A 20,066-nucleotide genomic window follows, 5' to 3' on the forward strand; every position below is an offset into this window, starting at 1 on the left:
CCACGACCTCGGCCGCGGACGCCGGTGCCGGCCCGGCCGGGCCGCGGCGGCGCAGCACCGTGTGCACCCGCGCGACCAGCTCGCCGATGTCGTAGGGCTTGACCAGGTAGTCGTCGGCGCCGACGTTGAGACCGAGGATGCGGTCCTCCACCTCACCGCGGGCCGACACGACGATCACCGGTACGTCGCTGACCTGGCGGATCGCGCGGCAGACGTCCACCCCGTCCACATCGGGGAGACCCAGGTCCAGCAGTACGACGTCCACGTCGGCGAGGTGGTCGGTGATCCCGCGGCCCGCAGCGAGCCGGGTGGTGGTGATCCCGTGGCGATGCAGCGCAGGCCGCAGCGCCGCCGCGATGCGGTCGTCGTCCTCGACGAGGAGGATGTGCACGGTCCCACCTTTGTTATCGGAGCGAAACCCTAAGACTTGGCAAAGATGATGTACTCGCCGACCCGGTCACCCCATAGTGAACCCCTCCCGAACCGGCGGAAGGCACGCGCATGACCCCCATGATCCGGATGGTTTCCGTCGACAAGCACTTCGGAGACCTTCACGTGCTGCGCGACATCGACCTGGAGGTCGATGCGGGACAGGTCGTCGTCGTGCTGGGGCCGTCGGGATCGGGTAAGTCCACCCTGTGCCGCACGATCAACCGGCTGGAACCGATCGACTCCGGCACGATCGAGGTCGACGGCAAGAAGCTCCCCGCCGAGGGCAAGGCGTTGGCGCAGCTGCGCGCGGACGTGGGCATGGTCTTCCAGAGCTTCAACCTGTTCGCGCACAAGACGATCCTCGAGAACGTCACGCTCGCCCCGCTCAAGGTGCGCAAGCTCGGCAAGGCCGAGGCCGAGAAGCGGGGCCTCGCCCTGCTGGAGCGCGTCGGGATCGCCAACCAGCGCGACAAGTACCCCGCCCAGCTCTCCGGCGGCCAGCAGCAGCGCGCCGCCATCGCCCGTGCGCTCGCCATGCAGCCCAAGGTGATGTTGTTCGACGAGCCCACCTCGGCGCTGGACCCGGAGATGGTCCAGGAGGTCCTCGACGTGATGACGACGCTGGCCAAGGAGGGCATGACGATGCTCGTCGTCACCCACGAGATGGGGTTCGCCCGCCGCGCGGCCAACCGGGTCGTGTTCATGGCGGACGGCGAGATCGTCGAGGACACCACGCCGGACTCCTTCTTCACCGCACCGAAGTCCGACCGGGCCAAGGACTTCCTCGGCAAGATCCTCACGCACTGAGCACGCCCCCGGACACGCACACCCACCTAGGAGGGATCCGCACCTCATGCGCCTCGTCCACCTCACCCGGATCGCCGCGGCCGCGGCCACGGTGGTCCTCGCCGCCACGGCCTGCGGCGGTGGCGACTCGGGCTCCGGCTCGGGTGCCGCCGACACGACCTTCCCCGCAGGCACGACCATGGCCCGCCTCTCCGAGGCAGGCACGATCAAGGTCGGCACGAAGTTCGACCAGCCTCTGTTCGGTCTGAAGGGCCTCGACGGCAAGCCCGTGGGCTTCGACGTCGAGATCGCGAAGATCATCGCCGGCGGGATGGGCATCGAGGAGAGCAACATCGAGTTCATCGAGGCGCCCTCCCGCGTGCGGGAGGACATCATCCAGCAGGGCACCGTGGACATGGTCGTCGCGACCTACACGATCAACGACGCCCGCAAGGAGAAGATCTCCTTCGCCGGCCCGTACTACATCGCGGGCCAGGACCTCATGGTGAAGTCGGACAACACGACGATCACGGGGCCGGAGTCGATCAAGCCGGCGAACGCCCGCGTCTGCTCGGTGAGCGGCTCCACGCCGGCCAAGACGATCGTGGACAAGGGGTACGTCGACCCGGCGAACCTCACCCTGTTCGACGTCTACTCCAAGTGTGCGGACGCCCTGCGGACCGGCCAGACCGACGTCGTGACCACGGACAACGTCATCCTCGCCGGCCTGGTCGCCGAGTCCGACGGGCAGTTCAAGCTGGTCGGCCAGCCGTTCACCGAGGAGCCGTACGGCATCGGCATCCCCAAGGGCGACACCGCCTTCTGCGAGTACGTCAACCAGACCCTCCAGAAGGCCGAGGCCGACGGCTCCTACGCGAAGGCCTGGGAGTCCACGGTCGGCACGGTGACCCCCGAGGTCCCGCCGCTGCCGCCGGCCGACGCCTGCAGCTGATCCCGGGTCGCGCGGGGTGCGGGCGCCCGACCGCCCGCATCCCGCACACCCCCCTGCCCGGACGGGACGCCCATGACGATCATCTACGACAACTTCGCGCTGTTCCGTGACGGCTTCCTGGGCACGCTCGAGATCTGCCTCTACGCCGCCATCGGTTCGTTGGTGCTGGGCACGCTGGTCGCGAGCTTCCGCGTGTCGCCCCTGCCACCGCTGCAGTGGTTCGGCACGTCCTGGGTCAACGTCTTCCGCAACTGCCCGCTGGCGGTGGTGCTGTTCGCGGTGGCGTTCGGCCTGCCCGAGATCGGGGTCAACGGTTCCTACTTCTGGTTCGGCGTCACCGGCCTGATCCTCTACACCTCGGCGTTCGTCTGCGAGGCGGTCCGGGCGGGGATCAACTCGGTCTCGCCGGGGCAGGCGGAGGCGGCGCGGGCGGTCGGGCTCACGTTCACCCAGTCGCTCTCGCTCGTCGTGCTGCCCCAGGCCCTGCGCAGCGTCGTCCCGCCGCTCGGCAGCGTGATCATCGCAATGATCAAGAACTCGGCGCTGGTCGGCGCGTTCGGCGTGGGCGGCGAGCTCTTCAGCGTGGCCGACTCCCTGTCCGGGGCGGGCACGTCCGGCCTGACCGCGCTGGTCGGCATCGCGGTGGCCTACCTCCTGATCACCATTCCGGCCGGGTTGCTGCTCGGCGTCCTCGAACGACGGGTGGCGGTGGCGCGATGACTGCGGTCCTCTACGACGCACCGGGGCCCGCGACCCGGCGGCGCACGCTGGTCGCCAGCGTGCTCGCGGTCGTCCTGCTCGCGGTGGTCACGGCCTGGGTGCTCTACCGCCTCGGCCAGGCCGGGGTGTTCACCGAGGAGATGTGGGGCCCCCTCATCAACCCGGCCAACGAGTACTTCACCCAGGTCTGGACACGGCTGGGCATGGCGTTGGTCGCCACGATCGTCGCTGCCGTCCTCACGCTGGTGTTCTCGCTGGTCATCGGGACCGCGCTGGCGGTCTCGCGGATCTCGGCGGCGCGGTGGTACCGCTGGCTCGTGGTCGGCTTCATCGAGGTCTTCCGCGGCCTGCCGGTGGTGATCACGATCTTCCTGGCGTGGCGGATGCTCCCGGCGTTCGGCATCGTCGTCGACCCGCTGTGGCCGCTGGTGATCGGGCTCACGCTGTACAACTCGGTGATCATCGCGGAGATCGTCCGGACCGGCGTCGCGTCCCTGCCCCGCGGGCAGGCGGAGGCCGGCTTCTCGCTGGGCCTGACCCGCGCGCAGGTGCTCGGCTCGATCCAGCTCCCGCAGGCCTTCCGGGTGATGCTCCCGGCGCTGATCAGCCAGCTCGTGGTGATCGTCAAGGACACCTCGCTCGGGTTCATCATCTCCTACGAGGAGTTCGTCCGGACGGCCAACCAGATCATCCAGTTCCTGCACAACCCGATCCCGGTCTACTTCTTCGTCGCGCTGATCTTCATCGTGATCAACTACAGCCTGGGCAGGCTCGCCGAGTACGTCGAGCGCAGGCTGTCGCGGGCGCAGCGGACCGCCGCACCCCCCGCCGCGCCCGAGGCCGCCGCCGCCGCGACCACCGCGGCACCGTGAGCCGACCCTAGAGGTTCTCCACCTCGACCGGCTCGATGCCCTCGGCCTCGGGCAGCTCGAAGCCGAGCACCCGGGCGTAGAAGGCCAGCTCCGCGTCCAGCGCGCGGCGCACGTTCTCCGCGCGCCGGAAACCGTGCTGCTCGCCCTCGAAGAGCAGGTACGCCACCGGCACCCCCTTGGCCCGCAGCGCGTCGACGATCATCTCGGACTGGCTGGGCGGCACGATCGCGTCCTCGCTGCCCTGCAGGACGATCAGCGGCCGCGTGAACCGCTCGACGTGGCTGATCGGCGAGCGCTCGACGTAGACGTCACGGGCTGCCGGATGCGGGCCGATCAGGCCGTCGAGATAGCGGCTCTCGAACTTGTGGGTGTCGCGGGCCAGCGCCTCCAGGTCCGCGACGCCGAAGTGGTCCGCCCCCGCGGCGAACGGCGTGTTCTCCGCGGCCAGGGCGGCGAGCACGGTGAAGCCGCCGGCGGACCCGCCGCGGATGCACAGCCGGGCCGGATCCACCCGCCCCTGCGCCGCCAGCCAGCTCGCCGCGGCCAGGCAGTCGGCCACGTCCACGACGCCCCAGTTCCCGCGCAGCTCCTCCCGGTACGGGCGGCCGTAGCCGGTGGAGCCGCCGTAGTTGACGTCGACCACGGCGAAGCCCCGGCTCGTCCAGTACTGCACCGACAGCGAGAACACCGGCAGCGCCTGTCCCGTCGGGCCGCCGTGGATCATCACCAGGAGCGGGGGCAGCTCCCCCGGCGGGCTCGCATGAGTGGCCGATGCGGGCGGGTAGAAGAGCGCATGGGCGGTCCGCCCGTCGCCCGCCCCGGCCGACGGGAACGACACCGCCTCCGGGACGGACAGCGCCGCGAGGTCCAGGCCCAGCGTGCGCGGGGGACGCAGCGCTTCCACGACGGCGCCGTGGTGGCCCACCAGGGTGATCCGGTGCACGCCGGGCTCGGACGTCGGCGTGCCCGCGACGACGACCACCGCGTCCGGGCCCACCGCCTTGACCGCGGAGACGGCCGTGAACGGCAGGTCCAGGTCCGCGACCGTGCCGTCCGTCGCGCGGACGGCCAGCCCGTCGAACCCGCGGGACCGCCGCGCGAACACGACCCGGCCGTCGTCGAGCACCGCGTAGCGTGCGGATCCGAAGGTCCAGGCGGGAACGCCGATCTCGGCGTCGATCCGGACGACCTCCTCGACGTCGCGACCGGGCGGCCAGCGGTAGAGGTTCCACCAGCCGGAGCGGTCCGACACGAACCACAGCGCGCCGTCCGCCTGCCACGTCGGCTCCGTGACCGACTCGCCCGGCCCGCCCGCGACCACCGTCTCCTCCCCCGTCGGGAGATCGAGGACGGTCAGCAGGGTGGCGTCCCAGGGCATGTCCGGGTGGTTCCACTGCAGCCAGGCCAGCTGGTGGCCCGACGGGTCGATCCGCGGTGCGGCGACGAAGTCCGGGCCCGTCACCAGCACCTTCGGCGCCGAGGGCCGGTCGGCGTCGAGCCGCACGATCTCGTTGCGCACCCCGTCCGGGGTGTGCGACTCGCGCACGCAGACGATGCCGGTGCCGCCCGGGCTCACCTCGCCGTCGGCGTAGCGCTCGGTCCGGGGTGTCGCGGGCTCCGGGGTGAGCGCAACGAGGGTGCCGTCCGGGTCGAGGCGGTAGAGGCGCTGGTCGGCCCAGTCGGTGAACCACGTGACGCCGTCGCGCACCCACCAGGCGCCGCCGCCGTACTCGTGCACACCGGTGCGGGCGTTGCGGTCCGGCGGCAGCAGGTCCGTGGTGGAGCCGTCCGAGGTGCACCGGACCAGCTGCGTGCGGCCGCCCTCCGACGGCCTGCCCTCGGACCACACGACGGCGTCCCCGTCGACCGCGACCTCCGACAGCCGCACCGACCCCGCGACGACCAGCTCGGAGGTGATCGGCGTGGGCCACGAACCGTACGGGAGCAACGTGCGCGTCACGTGACACGACGCTAGCCTCCCGGCCCCGCTCCCGCGCGAACGGCACGTACGGGAAGACCTATTTCCCGTACGTGCCGTTCGCGCGGGAGAGCGCCGCAGCGCCGTCCACAGCAGCTCCGCGGCCTCCCGCATCCCCGCGGGGCGCACCACCGGCAGGACGGCGGCGACGGCGCCGGGCAGGCCCGGCCACCAGCGCACCGAGCCGTCCGGGCGGCGGGTGCCGATCGCCGGGCGGGCGCACGCGCGCACCGAGGCCGGCACGTCCGGGTGAGCGATGGCGAGCTGCGGGTCGCGGCACGAACGCACCGTCACCGGGACCCGGACGACGTCGGGCAGCTCCCTGGCGATCCGCGAGCAGCGCGGGCAGCCCACGTCGTAGACGACGACGAGCTCCGTGGTCCTCATCGCGCCGGGCTCCGCGCCGGCCCGGTCCGGGTCGTCCCGCGCGGTGCCCCCGACCGCAGCAAGGCGGCTCCACCCCGAACGGTTCGGGGCGGAGCCGCCTGGTTGCACCGGGTCATGGGCGGCCGACGGTCACGAGCCGTTGCGGCGACCGATCCGGCCGAGCCACGTGACGGGGCTGTACCTGCGGGTGACGACGCGCTCCTTCATGGGGATCAGCGCGTTGTCGGTGATCTTGATGTGCTCGGGGCACACCTCGGTGCAGCACTTGGTGATGTTGCAGTACCCGAGCCCGTGGTCCTCCTGCGCCGCGACCTGCCGGTCCGCGTCGTCGAGCGGGTGCATGTCCAGCTCGGCGATGCGCATGAGGTAGCGGGGCCCGGAGAACCCGGGCTTGTTCTCCTCGTGGTCGCGCACGACGTGGCAGGTGTTCTGGCACAGGTAGCACTCGATGCACTTGCGGAACTCCTGGCTCCGCTCGACGTCGATCTGCTGCATCCGGTACTCCCCCGGCGCCAGGCCGGGCGGCGGGGCGAACGCGGGCACCTCGCGAGCCTTCACATAGTTGAACTCGACGTCGGTGACCAGGTCGCGGATCACCGGGAACGTGCGCAGCGGCGTCACGGTGATCGTCTCGTCCGGCTCGAACGTCGACATCCGGGTCATGCACATCAGCCGCGGACGGCCGTTGACCTCCGCACTGCACGAGCCGCACTTGCCGGCCTTGCAGTTCCAGCGGACGGCCATGTCCGGGGCGTCGGTCTGCTGCAGCCGGTGGATGATGTCGAGGACGACCTCGCCCTCGTTGACCTCGGCCTTGTAGTCGACGAGCTCGCCGCCCTCGGCGTCGCCGCGCCAGACACGGAACTTCTGGATGTGACTCATGCCTTCTCCCCCGCGTCGGCGGCCGCGTCCGCCCGGTGGCCGCCGAGCTCCTCACCCGTGAAGTACTTCTTCAGTTCGTCGAGCTCGAACAGGTCCAGCAGGTCCGGCCGCAGCGGGATCTGCTCCTGGCGCTGCAGCTGGACGTCGTTCTCGCCGTCGGCGGACAGCACCAGCAGGACGTGACGCCAGTCCGAGTCCATCACCGGGTAGTCGTTGCGGGTGTGCCCACCGCGGCTCTCCTGCCGCTCCAGCGCCGCCTTCGCGACGCAGAGCGACACCAGCAGCATGTTGCGCAGGTCCAGCGCCAGGTGCCAGTTCGGGTTGAACGCGCGCTCGCCGGAGACGCTCACCGTCTTCGCGCGGGTCGCGATGTCCTCCAGCGCCTTCAGCGCCAGCTCCATCTCGTCCGCCTTGCGGATGATGCCGACCAGCTCGTGCATCGTCTTCTGCAGCTCGGTGTGCACGACGAACGGGTTCTCCCCGCCCTCGGCGGCCGTCGAGAACGGCAGCAGCGCGCGTTCCTGCGCGCTCTGGAGGTCCGCGTCGTGCACCGCGGGCGTGGCGCCCAGGCCGCTCACGTACTCGGCGGCGCCGAGCCCGGCCCGGCGGCCGAAGACGATGAGGTCCGACAGGGAGTTGCCGCCGAGCCGGTTCGAGCCGTGCATCCCGCCCGCGACCTCACCGGCCGCGAACAGGCCCGGCACCGTGCTCATCGCGGTGTCCGGGTCGACCTCCACGCCACCCATGACGTAGTGGCACGTCGGTCCGACCTCCATCGGCTCCTTCGTGATGTCGACATCGGCCAGCTCCTTGAACTGGTGGTACATCGACGGGAGCTTCTTGAGGATCTCCTCGGGCGTCCGGCGCGAGGCGATGTCGAGGTACACGCCGCCGTGCGGGGTGCCCCGGCCGGCCTTCACCTCGGAGTTGATCGCACGGGCCACCTCGTCGCGGGGCAGCAGCTCCGGCGGGCGCCGGTTGTTGTCCGGGTCGGTGTACCAGCGGTCGCCCTCCTCGGGCGTCGTCGCGTACTGCTCGCGGAACACGTCCGGGATGTAGTCGAACATGAACCGCTTGCCCTCGGAGTTCGTGAGGATGCCGCCGTCGCCGCGCACCGACTCGGTGACGAGGATCCCCTTCACCGACGGCGGCCAGACCATGCCCGTCGGGTGGAACTGCAGGAACTCCATGTTGATCAGCGTGGCGCCCGCGCGAAGGGCCAGCGCGTGCCCGTCGCCGGTGTACTCCCACGAGTTCGACGTCACGGAATAGCTCTTGCCCACACCGCCCGTCGCCAGCACGATCGCCGGCGTGTCGAAGCGCACGAAGCGGCCGTCCTTGCGGAAGTAGCCGAAGCAGCCCGCGATCCGGTCGCCGTCCTTGAGCAGGTCGGTGATCGTGCACTCGTGGAAGACCCGGATGCGGGACTCGTAGTCGCCGGTCTCCGCGAAGTCCTCCTGCTGCAGCGACACGACCTTCTGCTGCAGCGTGCGGATCATCTCCAGGCCGGTGCGGTCGCCGACGTGGGCCAGGCGCGGGTAGGTGTGCCCGCCGAAGTTGCGCTGGCTGATCTTGCCGTCCGGGGTGCGGTCGAACAGCGCCCCGTAGGTCTCCAGCTCCCAGACCCGCTCCGGGGCCTCCCTGGCGTGCAGCTCCGCCATCCGCCAGTTGTTGAGGAACTTCCCTCCGCGCATGGTGTCGCGGAAGTGGACCTGCCAGTTGTCGTTCGCGTTGACGTTGCCCATCGCCGCTGCGCAGCCGCCCTCGGCCATGACCGTGTGGGCCTTGCCGAACAGGGACTTCGAGATGATCGCGGTCCGCTTGCCCTGGAGACGGGCCTCGATCGCAGCCCGGAGCCCGGCGCCGCCGGCTCCGATGACCACGACGTCGTACTCGTGGCGCTCCACCGCGTTCTCACGATCGTTCATGGTCATCCTCCCTCAGTTGAAGAATCGCAGGTCGGGGATCCAGCCGGCGGACACCGACATGATGTAGACGTCGGTCAGCGTGACGCTGATCAGGGACGCCCAGGCCCACTGCATGTGCTTGCCGTTGAACTTGGAGACCAGCGTCCAGGCCTTGTAGCGCAGCGGGTGGCGCGAGAAGTGCTTGAGCCGCCCGCCGACGATGTGGCGGCACGCGTGGCAACCCATCGTGTAGCCCCACAGGAGGAGCACGTTCGCCGTGAGGATCAGCGATCCCAGCCCGATGCCGAAACCGCGGCCCGGCGGGAAGTAGGCCAGCACCGCGTCATAGGTGTTGACCAGCAGCAGGATCGATGCCGCGTAGAAGAAGTAGCGGTGGTAGTTCATCAGCACGAACGGGAACTTCGTCTCCCCGCCGTAGCGCTTGGCCGGCTCCGCCACCGCGCAGGCCGTGGGGCTCTGCAGCAGCGAGCGGTAGACCGCTTTGCGGTAGTAGTAGCAGGTCGCCCGGAAGCCCAGCAGGATCGGGAACACGATGATCGGCAGGGGGATCCAGACCGGCAGGTCGCCGAAGATCGTGCCGAAATGCGACGAACCCGGGGTACAGAGCGTGCTGATACAGGGCGAGTAGAGCGGCGTCAGGTAGCCGTACTCGGGCACGAAGTAGTAGCTCCGCATGAACAGCCGGACGACCACGTAGCCGAGCAGGATGACCAGCGCGGTGCCCTGGACCGCGGGCGAGAGCCACCAGCGGTCCTTGCGAAGTGTCCTGGCCGAGATGCGCGCCCGGCCTGCGGACGCGTCTGTGGTGGATGACACGTCAGTGGTTCCTCATCTATTCCCGACCTGCGACGTCGCAAGGCCATGACGCCGCAGAGCCTACGGCTGTGCGGCGACAGACTGGCTACCAAATCCATTCGACCGCAAATGCATCGGCTATGGGTCGACCATGCCTCTAGGCTATCGAGGTGACACTTCAGCAGCTCGCATACTTCGTCGCGCTGGCAGATGTGGGCAGCTTCACACGCGCGGCGGACACGGTGGGCGTGGCACAGCCGACACTCAGCCGCCAGCTGCGCGTTCTCGAACAGGAGCTCGGCGCCCGCCTCGTCGACCGCGGCGCCCGCGACGGCCTGCACCTCACCCCGGCGGGCGAGGCCGTACTGCCGCTGGCGCGCCGGATCCTCGCCGACATGGACAGCGCCCGCACCGCCGTCGCCGAGCTCGTCGGGCTGCGCTCGGGGCGGGTGCGGGTCGGCGCCACCCCGTCGCTGTGCATCGGCGTGCTCGCCGACGTCCTGCGCACCTTCTGCGGCCGCCATCCCGACATCCGGGTCGAGCTCGTCGAGAACGGCTCCCAACCGCTCGAACGCGGGCTCGCGCGCGGCGACCTCGATCTCGCGCTCGTCATCGTCCCGGCCGCCGGGCTCGATCCCGGCCTCGCCGTCACCCCGCTCCTGCGCGAACGCCTCTCCGTCGCCTCGGCGGCGCGTCAGACCGGGCAGACCGGGCGCGTCGTCGCGCGGCGCACGATCACCGTCGCCGAGCTGTCCCGCCATCCCCTCGTCCTGCCCCGTGAGGGCTACGACCTGCGCGAGGTCACCCTGCGCGCCTGCGCCGAGGCCAGGGTGAGCCCCCGCATCGCCGTCGAGGGCGGCGAGATGGACGCCGTCCTGCGACTCGTCGAGGCTGGCGCGGGCGCGGCCGTGGTGCCGGACCTCGTCTTCGCCGGACGTCCGGGGCTCCAGCGCACCGCCCTGACCCCGCCGCTGTACCGGACCGTCGCGCTCGCCCGCCGCTCGGACCTCACCCCCACCCACGCCGTGCAGGCGTTCTGCGACACACTGCTCGAACTGCTCGGTGACCTGTCGAGCGGGAACGGGCTGGTGGGCGACGTGCAGGTGCTGTTGCGGCCTGCCACCAGTGCATGATCACCGAAGCCGGTACATGACGTTCACCTGTGAACGTCATGTACCGATCTCGACGATCATGAACGGGGAAGACCGACGACCGCCTCCGCGAGCCGTCCGTCAGTCGTCGGCGGGCGGCTCGGTGCCCAGCTCCTCCGCCTCGGCGCCGCGCTCGGCGAGGACCTCGCGCACGACCCGGTAGGCGACGCCGCCCCCGTACCCCTTGCGGGCGAGCATGCCGACCAGCTTGCGCCCGGCCGCTGCGCGCAGCTCCGGGGTCTCCGTGCGCAGGCTGCGGACCCGCCGCACCACGAGCTCACGGGCCCGGCGCTCCTCCGACTCGTCGTCGACCGCCGCGACCGCCTCGACCGCGATCTCGTCCGCCACGCCCTTGCGGCGCAGCTCGACGGCCAGGGCACGGCGGCCCAGCCCGCGATGGGCGTGCCGGGACCGGACCCACTGCTCGGCGAAGGCCTCGTCGTCGATGAGCCCGACCTCGTCGAACCGGCCCAGGACGTCGGCCGCCGCGTCGTCCGGGACACCCTTGCGCCGCAGCGCCCTGGCCAGCTCGTCGCGGGTGTGGGCCCGCTCGGTGAGCAGGCGCAGGCAGATCGCCCGGGCGACGGCTATGGGGTCGGCTTCAGGATCGGCCCCGGGATCGGCCTGGCCGTCGACAGGGACGGGGCGGCGGCCCGCGGGCGCCCGGGCTTCCGCGGGGGCACCGTCCGCGGGATGGGCTCCCTCCGCCGTTCCGCCGGACGCCGGCCGCCCGGCGAGGCGCGTGCGCGCCCCGGCCCGGCCGCCGTCCGCGGAACGGGCCGGCCGGCGGCGACGGCGCCGCCCGGCAGGCTCGCCCGGATCCTGCTCTCCCGGGTCCCGCTCGCCCGGATCCCGATCCCGCGGATGCGCGCCGGTGAGCGCATCGAGCCGCGCGACCGGAGCGGGCGCGCGGCCCTGCTCCCCTGGCGGCTGCGCGGCAGCCGTCACCGCCTCGTCCTCGGCGAGCGGCAACCGGGCCACGGGCGCGGCCGCCACCGCACCCGTGAGCAGGTCGGCGAGGGAGACGACCCGGGTGTCGGCCGGGTGCGTACCCGACACGCTCAGAAGTCGACGGGCGCGGGCAGCGGCACGACGTCCGCGTCGACCTGTGCCCCGATGCCGAGCTTCTCCTTGATCTTCTTCTCGATCTCGGCGGCGACGTCCGGGTTCTCCCGGAGGAACTTGCGGGCGTTCTCCTTGCCCTGGCCGAGCTGGTCGCCCTCATAGGTGTACCAGGCGCCGGACTTGCGGATGATCGCCTGCTCGACGCCCACGTCGATCAGCGAGCCCTCGCGGCTGATGCCGACGCCGTAGAGGATGTCGAACTCGGCCTGCTTGAACGGCGGCGCCACCTTGTTCTTCACGACCTTGACCCGCGTGCGGTTGCCGACCATGTCGGAGCCGTCCTTGAGGGTCTCGATCCGCCGCACGTCCAGGCGCACGGACGCGTAGAACTTCAGCGCCCGCCCACCCGTGGTGGTCTCCGGGGAGCCGAACATCACGCCGATCTTCTCGCGCAGCTGGTTGATGAAGATCGCGGTGGTGCCCGAGTTGCTCAGCGCGCCGGTGATCTTGCGCAGCGCCTGGCTCATCAGCCGGGCCTGCAGGCCGACGTGGCTGTCGCCCATCTCGCCCTCGATCTCGGCACGCGGCACGAGCGCGGCCACCGAGTCGATGACGATGATGTCCAGCGCGCCGGAGCGGATCAGCATGTCCGCGATCTCCAACGCCTGCTCACCGGTGTCCGGCTGCGAGACGAGCAGCTGGTCGGTGTCGACCCCGAGCGCCTTGGCGTACTCCGGGTCGAGCGCGTGCTCGGCATCGATGAAGGCCGCGATACCGCCCCCGGCCTGGGCGTTGGCCACGCAGTGCAGCGCGACCGTGGTCTTGCCGCTGGACTCCGGCCCGTACACCTCGACGACGCGGCCGCGGGGCAGGCCGCCCACGCCCAGCGCGACGTCCAGGGCGATGGAGCCGGTGGGGATGATGCCGATCGGCGGGCGCGTGTCGTCGCCGAGGCGCATCACCGAGCCCTTGCCGTGGTTCTTCTCGATCTGGGCGAGGGCCAGCTCGAGGGCCTTCTCGCGGTCCGGTGCGCTCATCGCCGGGAATCTCCATCGGGGTCGAGGTGTGGTGCTCGGGATCGACGGTAGGGCCCGCCACCGACATTTCCCGGGCGATCTCGGCAGCTGTGGACAACTGCGCGTCAGGTGGACAACACCATAGCGAACACCTGTTCGAAGGACGATCCCGACACGCCAGCGGGCGTCAGCGGCGGCTGCGCGGCACGTCGTACGCCTCGCACACCGCCCGCCAGACCGCCCGCGGGTCGGTCCCGGCCTCCAGCGCGTCCTCGACGGTGCGGCCGCCGAGCTCGGCGAAGACGTGGTCGCGGGCGAGCGAAGCCGCGCGGACCGGGCCGAACTCGTCGTTCATGAGGGTCCGGAACTCGGTCAGGCGCACGTGGCCCACGGTAGCCGCGGCCGTGCGGACCGGCGGCGGGCGGGCGGCGGGCGGCACCCCGGTGCGCACGAGAGGCGCGTTCGTCCAACTGGGTTGGACGAACGCGCCGCTCGTCCAGCCGGGCCGGGTGGGCCGCCGCGGTGCGGGGCCGCGGTGGCAAGCTCGGCAGGCGTGACCACCACGGCCGAGGCTGCGCTCGCCGACGCCTGGCGCCGGCTCGGCGGCGATCCCTTCGCGCTCGGTCGCCTCGCGCTCACCGGCCCCGCCCGGACGTTGCGCTCCACGCTGCCGTGCACCGCCGCCGCGGTGGCGGCGGCCGGGTCGAGCCTGCTCGCCGCCACGTCCGGACGCGTCGCCCTGGACACGCGCCGGCTCGCCGTCGCCGTGCGCAGCGAGCGTTACCTGCGTCGCGACGGCGCGAGCCCCGGTGCGCCGTTCGATCCGCTGTCGGCGTTCCACCGCGCGGCGGACGGCTGGGTCCGGCTGCACGCCAACTACTCGTGGCACCGCGTGGCCGCCCTGCGCGTGCTGGGCTGCGCCGACGACCTCGACTCCGTCCGGCGCGCCATCGCCGGGTGGGCGGCGGTCGAGCTGGAGACCGCGTTGCACGAGGCGGGCGGGGTCGCCGCGGCCTGCCGGACCGAGGCCGGGTGGGCGGCCGCCCGGGCGACGCCGGACGCCGCACCGCCGCTCGTCGAGCGCCGCGACGTCGGCCCCGCCCCACCGCGGCCGTCCACCGGGCGGCTGCGTGTCCTCGACCTCACCCGCGTCATCGCCGGGCCGGTCGCGACCCGCACGCTGGCCGTCCACGGCGCGGACGTGCTGCGCGTCGATCCGCCGGACCGCCCCGAGATCGCGCTGCAGGCGTGGGACATGCTGCCCGGCAAGCGCAGCGCGCTCGCCGATCTCGCCGACCGCGACACTCGCGAGGAGCTGCTGCGCGGCGCGGACGTCGTCGTCACCGGGTACCGGCCGGGTGCGCTGGACCGGTTCGGGCTCGCCCCCGAGGCGTTGGCGGAGCGGCACCCGGGGCTCACGGTCGTGACGCTCTCCGCGTGGGGCCACCGGGGGCCGTGGGCGGCCCGTCGCGGGTTCGACAGCCTCGTCCAGGTGGCCTGCGGCATCGCGGTGCGCGAGGCCGGCCCCGGCTGGAGCGGCGACACCCCGCCCGGGACCCTGCCCGCCCAGCTCCTCGACCACGCGACCGGCTACCTCATGGCGGCCGGGACGTCGCTCGCGGTCGCGCAGCAGCGGGCCCGCGGCGGCACGCCGCACGTGCGGTTCTCGCTGCTCGGCACGGCGCAGTGGCTGCTCGGGCTGCCGGCCGAGGCGGGCCCGGATCCGGAGGAGGTCGACCCGGCACCCCACCTGCAGGAGATCGACGCACCCGACGGGCGGCTCACCCTCGCCGCACCGCCGGGGGCGGTCGAGGGCCGCCCGCTGCGCTGGGGCCCTCCGCCGCCGAGTTTCGGGACGGCCGTCGCGGCATGGCCGTCGTGACGGCCCCGGCCGGTACGGTCGGGAGATGTTCGCCGACGGTGACCCCACTGGCTTCTCCTCGCCGCTCGGCCAGGCGGTGGTGATCATCGCGCTGCTGGCGGCGCTGATCGTCCTGATCCGGAACTTCCGCAACCGGCGCTGATCAGGCCGACGAGCCCACCACGTCCGGTCGCGCCGCCCTGGCCCCGAGCGCGCGGCGCACGGCCGCGTCCACCTCGCCGGGTCGCGGATGGCTCAGCACGGCGGCGACGTGCGCGTCCGGGCGCACGATCCACACCTCTCCGGGGCGGGCGCGCAGCAGCGCGGCGATCTCCCCGTCCGGGTCCAGGTCGGCGAGCCTACGGGCCCGCACCGGCGCGGCGACGGTGAGGTTCTCCAGCACCATCGGGCTCAGCGGATCGGTGACGAGCAGCAGGAACCCGTCGCGGGCGAGCTCGCGCAGCCGGGTGGCCCGCGGATGGCGCACGGGGGCGTCCGGCAGCAGGATCCCCGGCCCCGGATCGGGCGTCGTCCCGCGCGGCGGGCGGCCCGCGAACCGGCGGCGCAGGTCGTCGCGGGTGGTGAGCGGGGACTCGACGTACCAGAACGGCTCGGCGAGGCGCCCGCTGTCGACGTGGGCGTGCGCGGTGGGGTCCTCGGCGGCGCGCTCGAGCACCGAGCGCCGGTGCGCGGCGCGCTCGGCGTCCGGCGGCACGAGGAAGTCCATGGTCGCGGTGGTGACCGCGAGGTTCTCGCGGGCCGCGGCGTGGCGCTCGTCGTGGTAGCTGCCGAGCAGGCTCTCCGGGGCCCAGCCGCGCAGGACGAACGCGAGCTTCCACGCGGCGTTCTCGGCGTCCTGGACGCCCGAGTTGAGCCCGCGGGCGCCGAACGGGGAGAACAGGTGCGCGGCATCGCCCGCCAGCAGCACCCGGCCGACCTGCAGCCGCGACGCGATCCGGGACTGGAACCGGTAGACCGAGCGCCACACGACCTCGTACGATCGCTCGCCGATGATCGCCCGGATGCGCGCGTCGAGGCCACCGGAGCGCTCGTCGGCGTCGAGGTCGTAGTCGGGCGGCACCTGCCAGTCGATGCGGAACGTCGAGTCCGGGCACGGGTGGATGAGCACCTGGCGTCCCGGGTTCCACGCGGGGTCGAACCAGAACCGGCGCTCGGCCGCCCATCCGGGCAGCTCGGCGCGGATGTCGCAGATGAGGAACCGGTCGTCGAACGAGCGCCCCTCGAACGTGACGTCCAGCCCGGCGCGCAGCGCATCGGCCCGCGCACCGGCGCACACCAGCACGTACGCGGCCCGGACGGACGAACCGTCCGCGCACCGGACGGTGGCGCCGCGGGTGTCCTGGTCGATGCCGACGACCTCGCACCCCCACCGGACGTCGACGAGCGCCTCGGCCGCGATCCGCTCGTCGAGCAGTTCCTCGGTGCGGGCCTGCGAGATGTTGACGAACGGCGGGAACGGCGAGCGGCCTGCGTCCGGCAGCGGGTAGCTGAAGAGCTCGCGCTCGCCGTGGAAGGTGCGGGCGGTGGTCCACGTGACGCCCTCCTCGGCGATCCGCTCCCCCGCCCCGACGGCCGCCCACACGTCGAGGACGTCGCGGTGCTGGCAGATGGCGCGCGAACCCACGACGTCGCGGCAGGGGCGGCGGTCCAGGACCACCGTGCGGACGCCCCAGCGGCCGAGCAACAGCGCCGCCGTCTGACCGACCGGCCCGTTGCCGATCACCGCCACCTGGGTCATGTCTGGAGCTGCTCCCACACGGCCCGGTCCCGCTCCGCGGTCCACACGACGGGTCGCTCGATCCCGGACAGCTCGTCCCACACCCGCGAGACGTCGAACGGCAGGCAGTGCTCGAAGATCGGCCAGCGCCCGTACCGCCCGACGAGGGCCGTGTGGGCGGCGTCGAAGGCGTCCTTGAGGCCGCCGCCACCGGCCTGGACGGCGCCGACCTCGCGCAGGAGGGTGGTGAGGAATCCGCGGGTCTGCGTGATCGCGGCCTCCACGTCCGCGTGGCCGTGGGTGACGCCGCCGCGTCCGCCGACGAGGGTCTCCGCCCCCAGGTCGGCGACGGCGTCCAGGGTGGTGGTCGACCACTCCCGGTGGAAGGCGTCCCCGGTGTAGAGCGCGGCCTCGGACTCGACGAGATCGCCCGCGAACAGGATCCGCTGCCGCGGCAGCCACGCCACGAGATCGCCCTCGGTGTGGCCGCGGCCGAGGTGGCGCAGCTCCAGCGGGCCGCGGTCGCCGCCGAGGTCGATGGTGGCCCGGTCGGAGAAGGTGAGCGTCGGCACCGTGAGCCCGGGGATGGACTCGGGTTCCTCGAACAGGCGCGGCATCCGCCCGTACTCCGATTCCCAGTCCTCGCGACCCCGTTCCAGCACCAGGTCGCGCGTGCGCTCGTGGGCGACGACGACCTGCGCGTCGAACGCCGACGCCCCGAGCACCCGCACCGCGTGGTAGTGGCTCAGCACGAGGTAGCGGACGGGCTTGTCGGTGCGTTGGCGCAGCCGGTCCAGCCAGCGGCGGGCCGCCACCGGGGTCGCCAGCGCCTCGAAGCAGACGAGGAAGTCCTCGCCCTCGATCGCGCCGACGTTCGGGTCACCCTCGGCGGTGAGCGCGTAGACGCCGTCGGCGAGAACCGCGAGCGTCTGCTCCTTGGCGGCGACGTCTGCGGTGGAGGCGAACGGTCGGGGCATCCGCCCATGCTGCCCCGGCAGGCCGCGCCCGGCCAGTCTCAGGCCGTGCCGACGAACAGGCTCGGTGCCCCACCACCGGGCGCGGCCTCCAGCTGCAGGTCCGACTCGGCCTTCGGCATCGGCACCGTGACCGGGAACGTCAGCGACGCGCCCGGGCGGACGGTGCGGCTGGGCGCCGCACCCTCGGGCAGCACCTCGACGGGCGTGCTGCCCACGATCGCCTTGACCGTCCAGCCCGCGGTGTCGCGGGCCTCGGCGCCGGTGTTGGTGAGCACCACCTCCACGACGACGGCGCGCGCCGTCCCCGAGGGCAGGTCGACGTCGGCGTCCTCGCCCTTCTCGTGGGCGCGCGGCTCGTCGATCTCGACGGTCCAGCCGTCGGTGCGCACGAGCCGCTCCCCGAACTCCGCCTCGGACGGCGCGGGTGCGGCGACCGCGACCGTTCCGGTGGGCGCCGTGGCGTCGCGCCCCGGAGCCGGGACGACGAGCAGCACCACCGCGACGGCGACAGCAGCGAGCGCGGCGAGGGCGGCGACCGTCCACGCGAGGCGGCGCCCGCGGCCGCCCCTGCTCACGATCCGGCGGCGGCGCGTGCAGCGCGCTCCCGCGGTGCGGGAGCGCTGCTCGGTTCCGGCCACGGCCGGTTCCGCCGCGGTGGCGGCCCGGTTCGGGCCTGTGCCGTGGACGGCTCGGGACTGGTCCCCGGCCGCCTCGGCGGCCCGCTCCCCGGCCGCGGGGCCCACGGCCTGGTGGACCGCGGTCGCCGCGGTCGCCGAGACCGCCGCGGCAGGCGGGCCCGGCCGCTCGTGCACGGGGCGGTGCCCGGTGGGCGCCTCCCAGCCGACGACCGGCCCGGTGGCGACCGCCTGCTCCTCGGTCAGGTCCCATCGGTCGTCCACGTAGGCGCCGTGCCCGACGGCGTGCGGACCGGCGGGTGCACGGCCCTCGCGGGAGTCCGTGACGTACCCGTCCTCCTCGCCGTCGTCGGGTGCACCCGGCGGCTCGTCGTCCCAGGCGTCGTCCCAGCCGTCGTCCCACCCCGCCGGGCCCTCCCACGCGTCGGCGGCCCAGGGATCGTCTCGCTGTGTCGGGACGCTCCGGTGCGGCCCGTCAGGCTCGCGGTGCCGACCGCCGTCGGTGCGGCGACTCATCGTCTCCACGCATCCACCCCCCGTTCGTCGGTACCTCATACTCCAAACGACCTAGCTCGCCGCAGGGTGACGCCCGGAATTCACCCGAGTCGCTGGCGGCCGCGGATACGGCCACCACGCGTAGCGAGCATTGGCCCTGACGCGCCGCGCTGTGATCGCCGGATGGCACGCTCGTGGACGTGGCCGTCACCCCGAAGATCGACACCGCGCAGCGGCGTGCACGTCTCGTCCATCGCCACCGCCTCGCCGCCGCCCGGCGGACGGACGACGTCGTACGCATCGCGGACGACGTCGCGGCCCTGCACGCGAGCGACCCGGTCACCGTCTACCTCTCGGCGACGGCGCGGATGCGCTCCCCGCGGCTGGCCGCGGTCGACGATGCCCTCTACACGGACCGCACCCTCCTGCGCCACCACGCGATGCGCCGCACGCTGTGGGTCCTCGGACGGGAGGCCGCCCGGGTGGCCCACCACGCCGCCACCCGCGACGTCGCCCGGGTGCAGCGGCGGCAGATCCTCGCCCAGGTCGCGAGCGGCGGGATCGCCGATCCCGAGGCCTGGGTCGCCGGCGCGGCGGAGCGGATCACCGCCGAGCTGGTCGCCGCCGGTCCGCTCACGGCCCGCGAGATCGGCAGGCGGCTGCCGGAGCTCGCCGTACCGCTGACGCTCGGCTCGGGCTCGTCGACGGCGAAGCAGGGTGCGCACAGCCGGGTGCTGCTGCTCATGGGCTTCGAGGGCCGGGTGCTGCGGGCCCGGCCCACCGGGAGCTGGATCAACGGTCAGTACCGGTGGGCGGCCGCGGAGGCCTGGGTCGACGGCGGCCTGGGCGAGCCGCTGGCGCCCGCCGTGGCCGCGGCCCGGCTCGCCCGCGCGTATCTGCGCGCCTTCGGCCCTGCCACCCGCGCCGACCTGCAGTGGTGGGCGGGCTGGACGGTCGCGACGACGGCGGCGGCGCTGGCGGCCGCCGGTGCGGCGGAGGTCGACATGGAGGAGGGAACCGGCTACGTCCTGCCCGACGACCTCGACCCGGTGCCCGAGCACGAGCCGTCCGTCGCGCTGCTGCCCGGCCTCGACCCGGCGACGATGGGCTGGAAGCTGCGCGGCTTCCACCTCGACCCGGCCCATGCCGGGGAGATGTTCGACCGCAACGGCAACGGCGGGCCCGCGGTGTGGGTGGACGGGCGGATCGCGGGCGGCTGGGTGCAGCGCCGCGACGGCACGATCGCCGTGCGGATGCTCGCCGACGTCGGGGCGCAGCGGCGGGCGATGGTCGACGAGGCCGCGCACGCGCTGGAAACGCTGCTCGGCGACGTCCGGTTCACCGTGCGGTTCCCGGCGCCGATGCAGGCGCGGCTGCTCGCCTGACAGGGACGAGC

The 20,066-nt window shown here is 73.0% G+C and carries 18 protein-coding genes; 7 read left to right on the top strand and 11 right to left on the bottom strand.

What is annotated here, in order from left to right:
- Positions 1 to 391: response regulator transcription factor (locus tag AB7J25_RS19140; protein WP_428510929.1), on the bottom strand; the 391-nt coding region annotated here is incomplete at its 3' end.
- Between the two features lie 119 nt (positions 392 to 510).
- On the opposite strand from AB7J25_RS19140, the gene gluA reads away from it, so the two are divergent.
- The 4 genes from gluA to AB7J25_RS19160 all read left to right on the top strand — a co-directional run bounded on the left by gluA (position 511) and on the right by AB7J25_RS19160 (position 3,762).
- Positions 511 to 1,239: a glutamate ABC transporter ATP-binding protein GluA gene (gene gluA, locus AB7J25_RS19145; protein WP_428510966.1), complete on the top strand. Its 729-nt coding sequence runs from the start codon at positions 511 to 513 to the stop codon at positions 1,237 to 1,239.
- Positions 1,240 to 1,285: 46 nt separating this feature from the next.
- Entirely contained in the window at positions 1,286 to 2,170 is an 885-nt protein-coding gene (locus AB7J25_RS19150; protein ID WP_428510931.1) for a glutamate ABC transporter substrate-binding protein, read from the top strand.
- 72 nt (positions 2,171 to 2,242) lie between these two features.
- Positions 2,243 to 2,890, top strand: coding sequence for an amino acid ABC transporter permease (locus tag AB7J25_RS19155; protein ID WP_428510932.1), 648 nt, complete (start codon positions 2,243 to 2,245; stop codon positions 2,888 to 2,890).
- Positions 2,887 to 3,762 carry an amino acid ABC transporter permease gene (locus AB7J25_RS19160; protein WP_428510934.1) on the top strand — a complete coding sequence of 292 codons (876 nt, stop codon included), beginning with the start codon at positions 2,887 to 2,889 and terminating at the stop codon, positions 3,760 to 3,762. The genes AB7J25_RS19155 and AB7J25_RS19160 overlap by 4 nt, the downstream gene beginning before the upstream one ends.
- 7 nt (positions 3,763 to 3,769) lie before the next feature.
- Here the strand turns inward: AB7J25_RS19160 and AB7J25_RS19165 are convergent, their stop codons facing one another.
- From AB7J25_RS19165 to AB7J25_RS19180, 4 genes are all read right to left on the bottom strand, one after another.
- Positions 3,770 to 6,127 carry a S9 family peptidase gene (locus AB7J25_RS19165; RefSeq protein ID WP_428510936.1) on the bottom strand — a complete coding sequence of 786 codons (2,358 nt, stop codon included), beginning with the start codon at positions 6,125 to 6,127 and terminating at the stop codon, positions 3,770 to 3,772.
- A 129-nt stretch (positions 6,128 to 6,256) separates the two neighbouring features.
- The gene (locus AB7J25_RS19170) at positions 6,257 to 7,009 is read right to left on the bottom strand and encodes a succinate dehydrogenase/fumarate reductase iron-sulfur subunit (RefSeq protein WP_428510938.1); all 753 of its coding nucleotides are present in this window, start codon (positions 7,007 to 7,009) and stop codon (positions 6,257 to 6,259) included.
- Positions 7,006 to 8,937, bottom strand: a complete 1,932-nt coding sequence (locus AB7J25_RS19175) for a fumarate reductase/succinate dehydrogenase flavoprotein subunit (RefSeq protein ID WP_428510940.1) — start codon at positions 8,935 to 8,937, stop codon at positions 7,006 to 7,008. The genes AB7J25_RS19170 and AB7J25_RS19175 overlap by 4 nt, the downstream gene beginning before the upstream one ends.
- A 12-nt stretch (positions 8,938 to 8,949) precedes the next feature.
- Positions 8,950 to 9,753 carry a hypothetical protein gene (locus AB7J25_RS19180; RefSeq protein ID WP_428510941.1) on the bottom strand — a complete coding sequence of 268 codons (804 nt, stop codon included), beginning with the start codon at positions 9,751 to 9,753 and terminating at the stop codon, positions 8,950 to 8,952.
- Positions 9,754 to 9,902: 149 nt separating this feature from the next.
- Here AB7J25_RS19180 and AB7J25_RS19185 point away from each other — a divergent pair, with 149 nt between their 5' ends.
- Positions 9,903 to 10,865 (top strand): LysR family transcriptional regulator, encoded by a 963-nt coding sequence (locus AB7J25_RS19185; protein ID WP_428510943.1) that lies wholly within the window; start codon positions 9,903 to 9,905, stop codon positions 10,863 to 10,865.
- A gap of 99 nt (positions 10,866 to 10,964) precedes the next feature.
- On the opposite strand, the gene AB7J25_RS19190 is transcribed toward AB7J25_RS19185, so the two are convergent.
- The 3 genes from AB7J25_RS19190 to AB7J25_RS19200 form a co-directional block, all read right to left on the bottom strand.
- Positions 10,965 to 11,942: a RecX family transcriptional regulator gene (locus AB7J25_RS19190; RefSeq protein WP_428510945.1), complete on the bottom strand. Its 978-nt coding sequence runs from the start codon at positions 11,940 to 11,942 to the stop codon at positions 10,965 to 10,967.
- A gap of 2 nt (positions 11,943 to 11,944) precedes the next feature.
- The gene (recA, locus tag AB7J25_RS19195) at positions 11,945 to 12,985 is read right to left on the bottom strand and encodes a recombinase RecA (RefSeq protein ID WP_428510947.1); all 1,041 of its coding nucleotides are present in this window, start codon (positions 12,983 to 12,985) and stop codon (positions 11,945 to 11,947) included.
- Between the two features lie 166 nt (positions 12,986 to 13,151).
- A complete protein-coding gene (locus tag AB7J25_RS19200) occupies positions 13,152 to 13,346 on the bottom strand; it encodes a DUF3046 domain-containing protein (protein WP_428510949.1) in 195 nt (64 codons plus the stop codon).
- A gap of 171 nt (positions 13,347 to 13,517) precedes the next feature.
- Between AB7J25_RS19200 and AB7J25_RS19205 the strand changes: the two genes are divergently transcribed.
- Positions 13,518 to 14,846, top strand: a complete 1,329-nt coding sequence (locus AB7J25_RS19205) for a CoA transferase (RefSeq protein WP_428510950.1) — start codon at positions 13,518 to 13,520, stop codon at positions 14,844 to 14,846.
- A gap of 142 nt (positions 14,847 to 14,988) precedes the next feature.
- Here the strand turns inward: AB7J25_RS19205 and AB7J25_RS19210 are convergent, their stop codons facing one another.
- The 3 genes from AB7J25_RS19210 to AB7J25_RS19220 are packed head-to-tail and all read right to left on the bottom strand — an operon-like array spanning position 14,989 to position 18,691.
- On the bottom strand, positions 14,989 to 16,584 hold the full coding sequence (locus tag AB7J25_RS19210; RefSeq protein WP_428510951.1) for an FAD-dependent monooxygenase: 1,596 nt from the start codon (positions 16,582 to 16,584) through the stop codon (positions 14,989 to 14,991).
- Positions 16,581 to 17,540 (bottom strand): MBL fold metallo-hydrolase, encoded by a 960-nt coding sequence (locus AB7J25_RS19215; RefSeq protein ID WP_428510952.1) that lies wholly within the window; start codon positions 17,538 to 17,540, stop codon positions 16,581 to 16,583. Before AB7J25_RS19215 ends, AB7J25_RS19210 begins: the two co-directional genes overlap by 4 nt.
- A gap of 38 nt (positions 17,541 to 17,578) precedes the next feature.
- The gene (locus AB7J25_RS19220; protein WP_428510953.1) at positions 17,579 to 18,691 is read right to left on the bottom strand and encodes a hypothetical protein; all 1,113 of its coding nucleotides are present in this window, start codon (positions 18,689 to 18,691) and stop codon (positions 17,579 to 17,581) included.
- A gap of 179 nt (positions 18,692 to 18,870) precedes the next feature.
- Between AB7J25_RS19220 and AB7J25_RS19225 the strand changes: the two genes are divergently transcribed.
- Complete coding sequence (locus tag AB7J25_RS19225; RefSeq protein ID WP_428510954.1) at positions 18,871 to 20,055, top strand: winged helix DNA-binding domain-containing protein; 1,185 nt, start codon at positions 18,871 to 18,873, stop codon at positions 20,053 to 20,055.
- Positions 20,056 to 20,066 lie beyond the last annotated feature (11 nt).

The organism is Pseudonocardia sp., from assembly GCF_050246655.1.
Lineage (GTDB): Bacteria > Actinomycetota > Actinomycetes > Mycobacteriales > Pseudonocardiaceae > Pseudonocardia.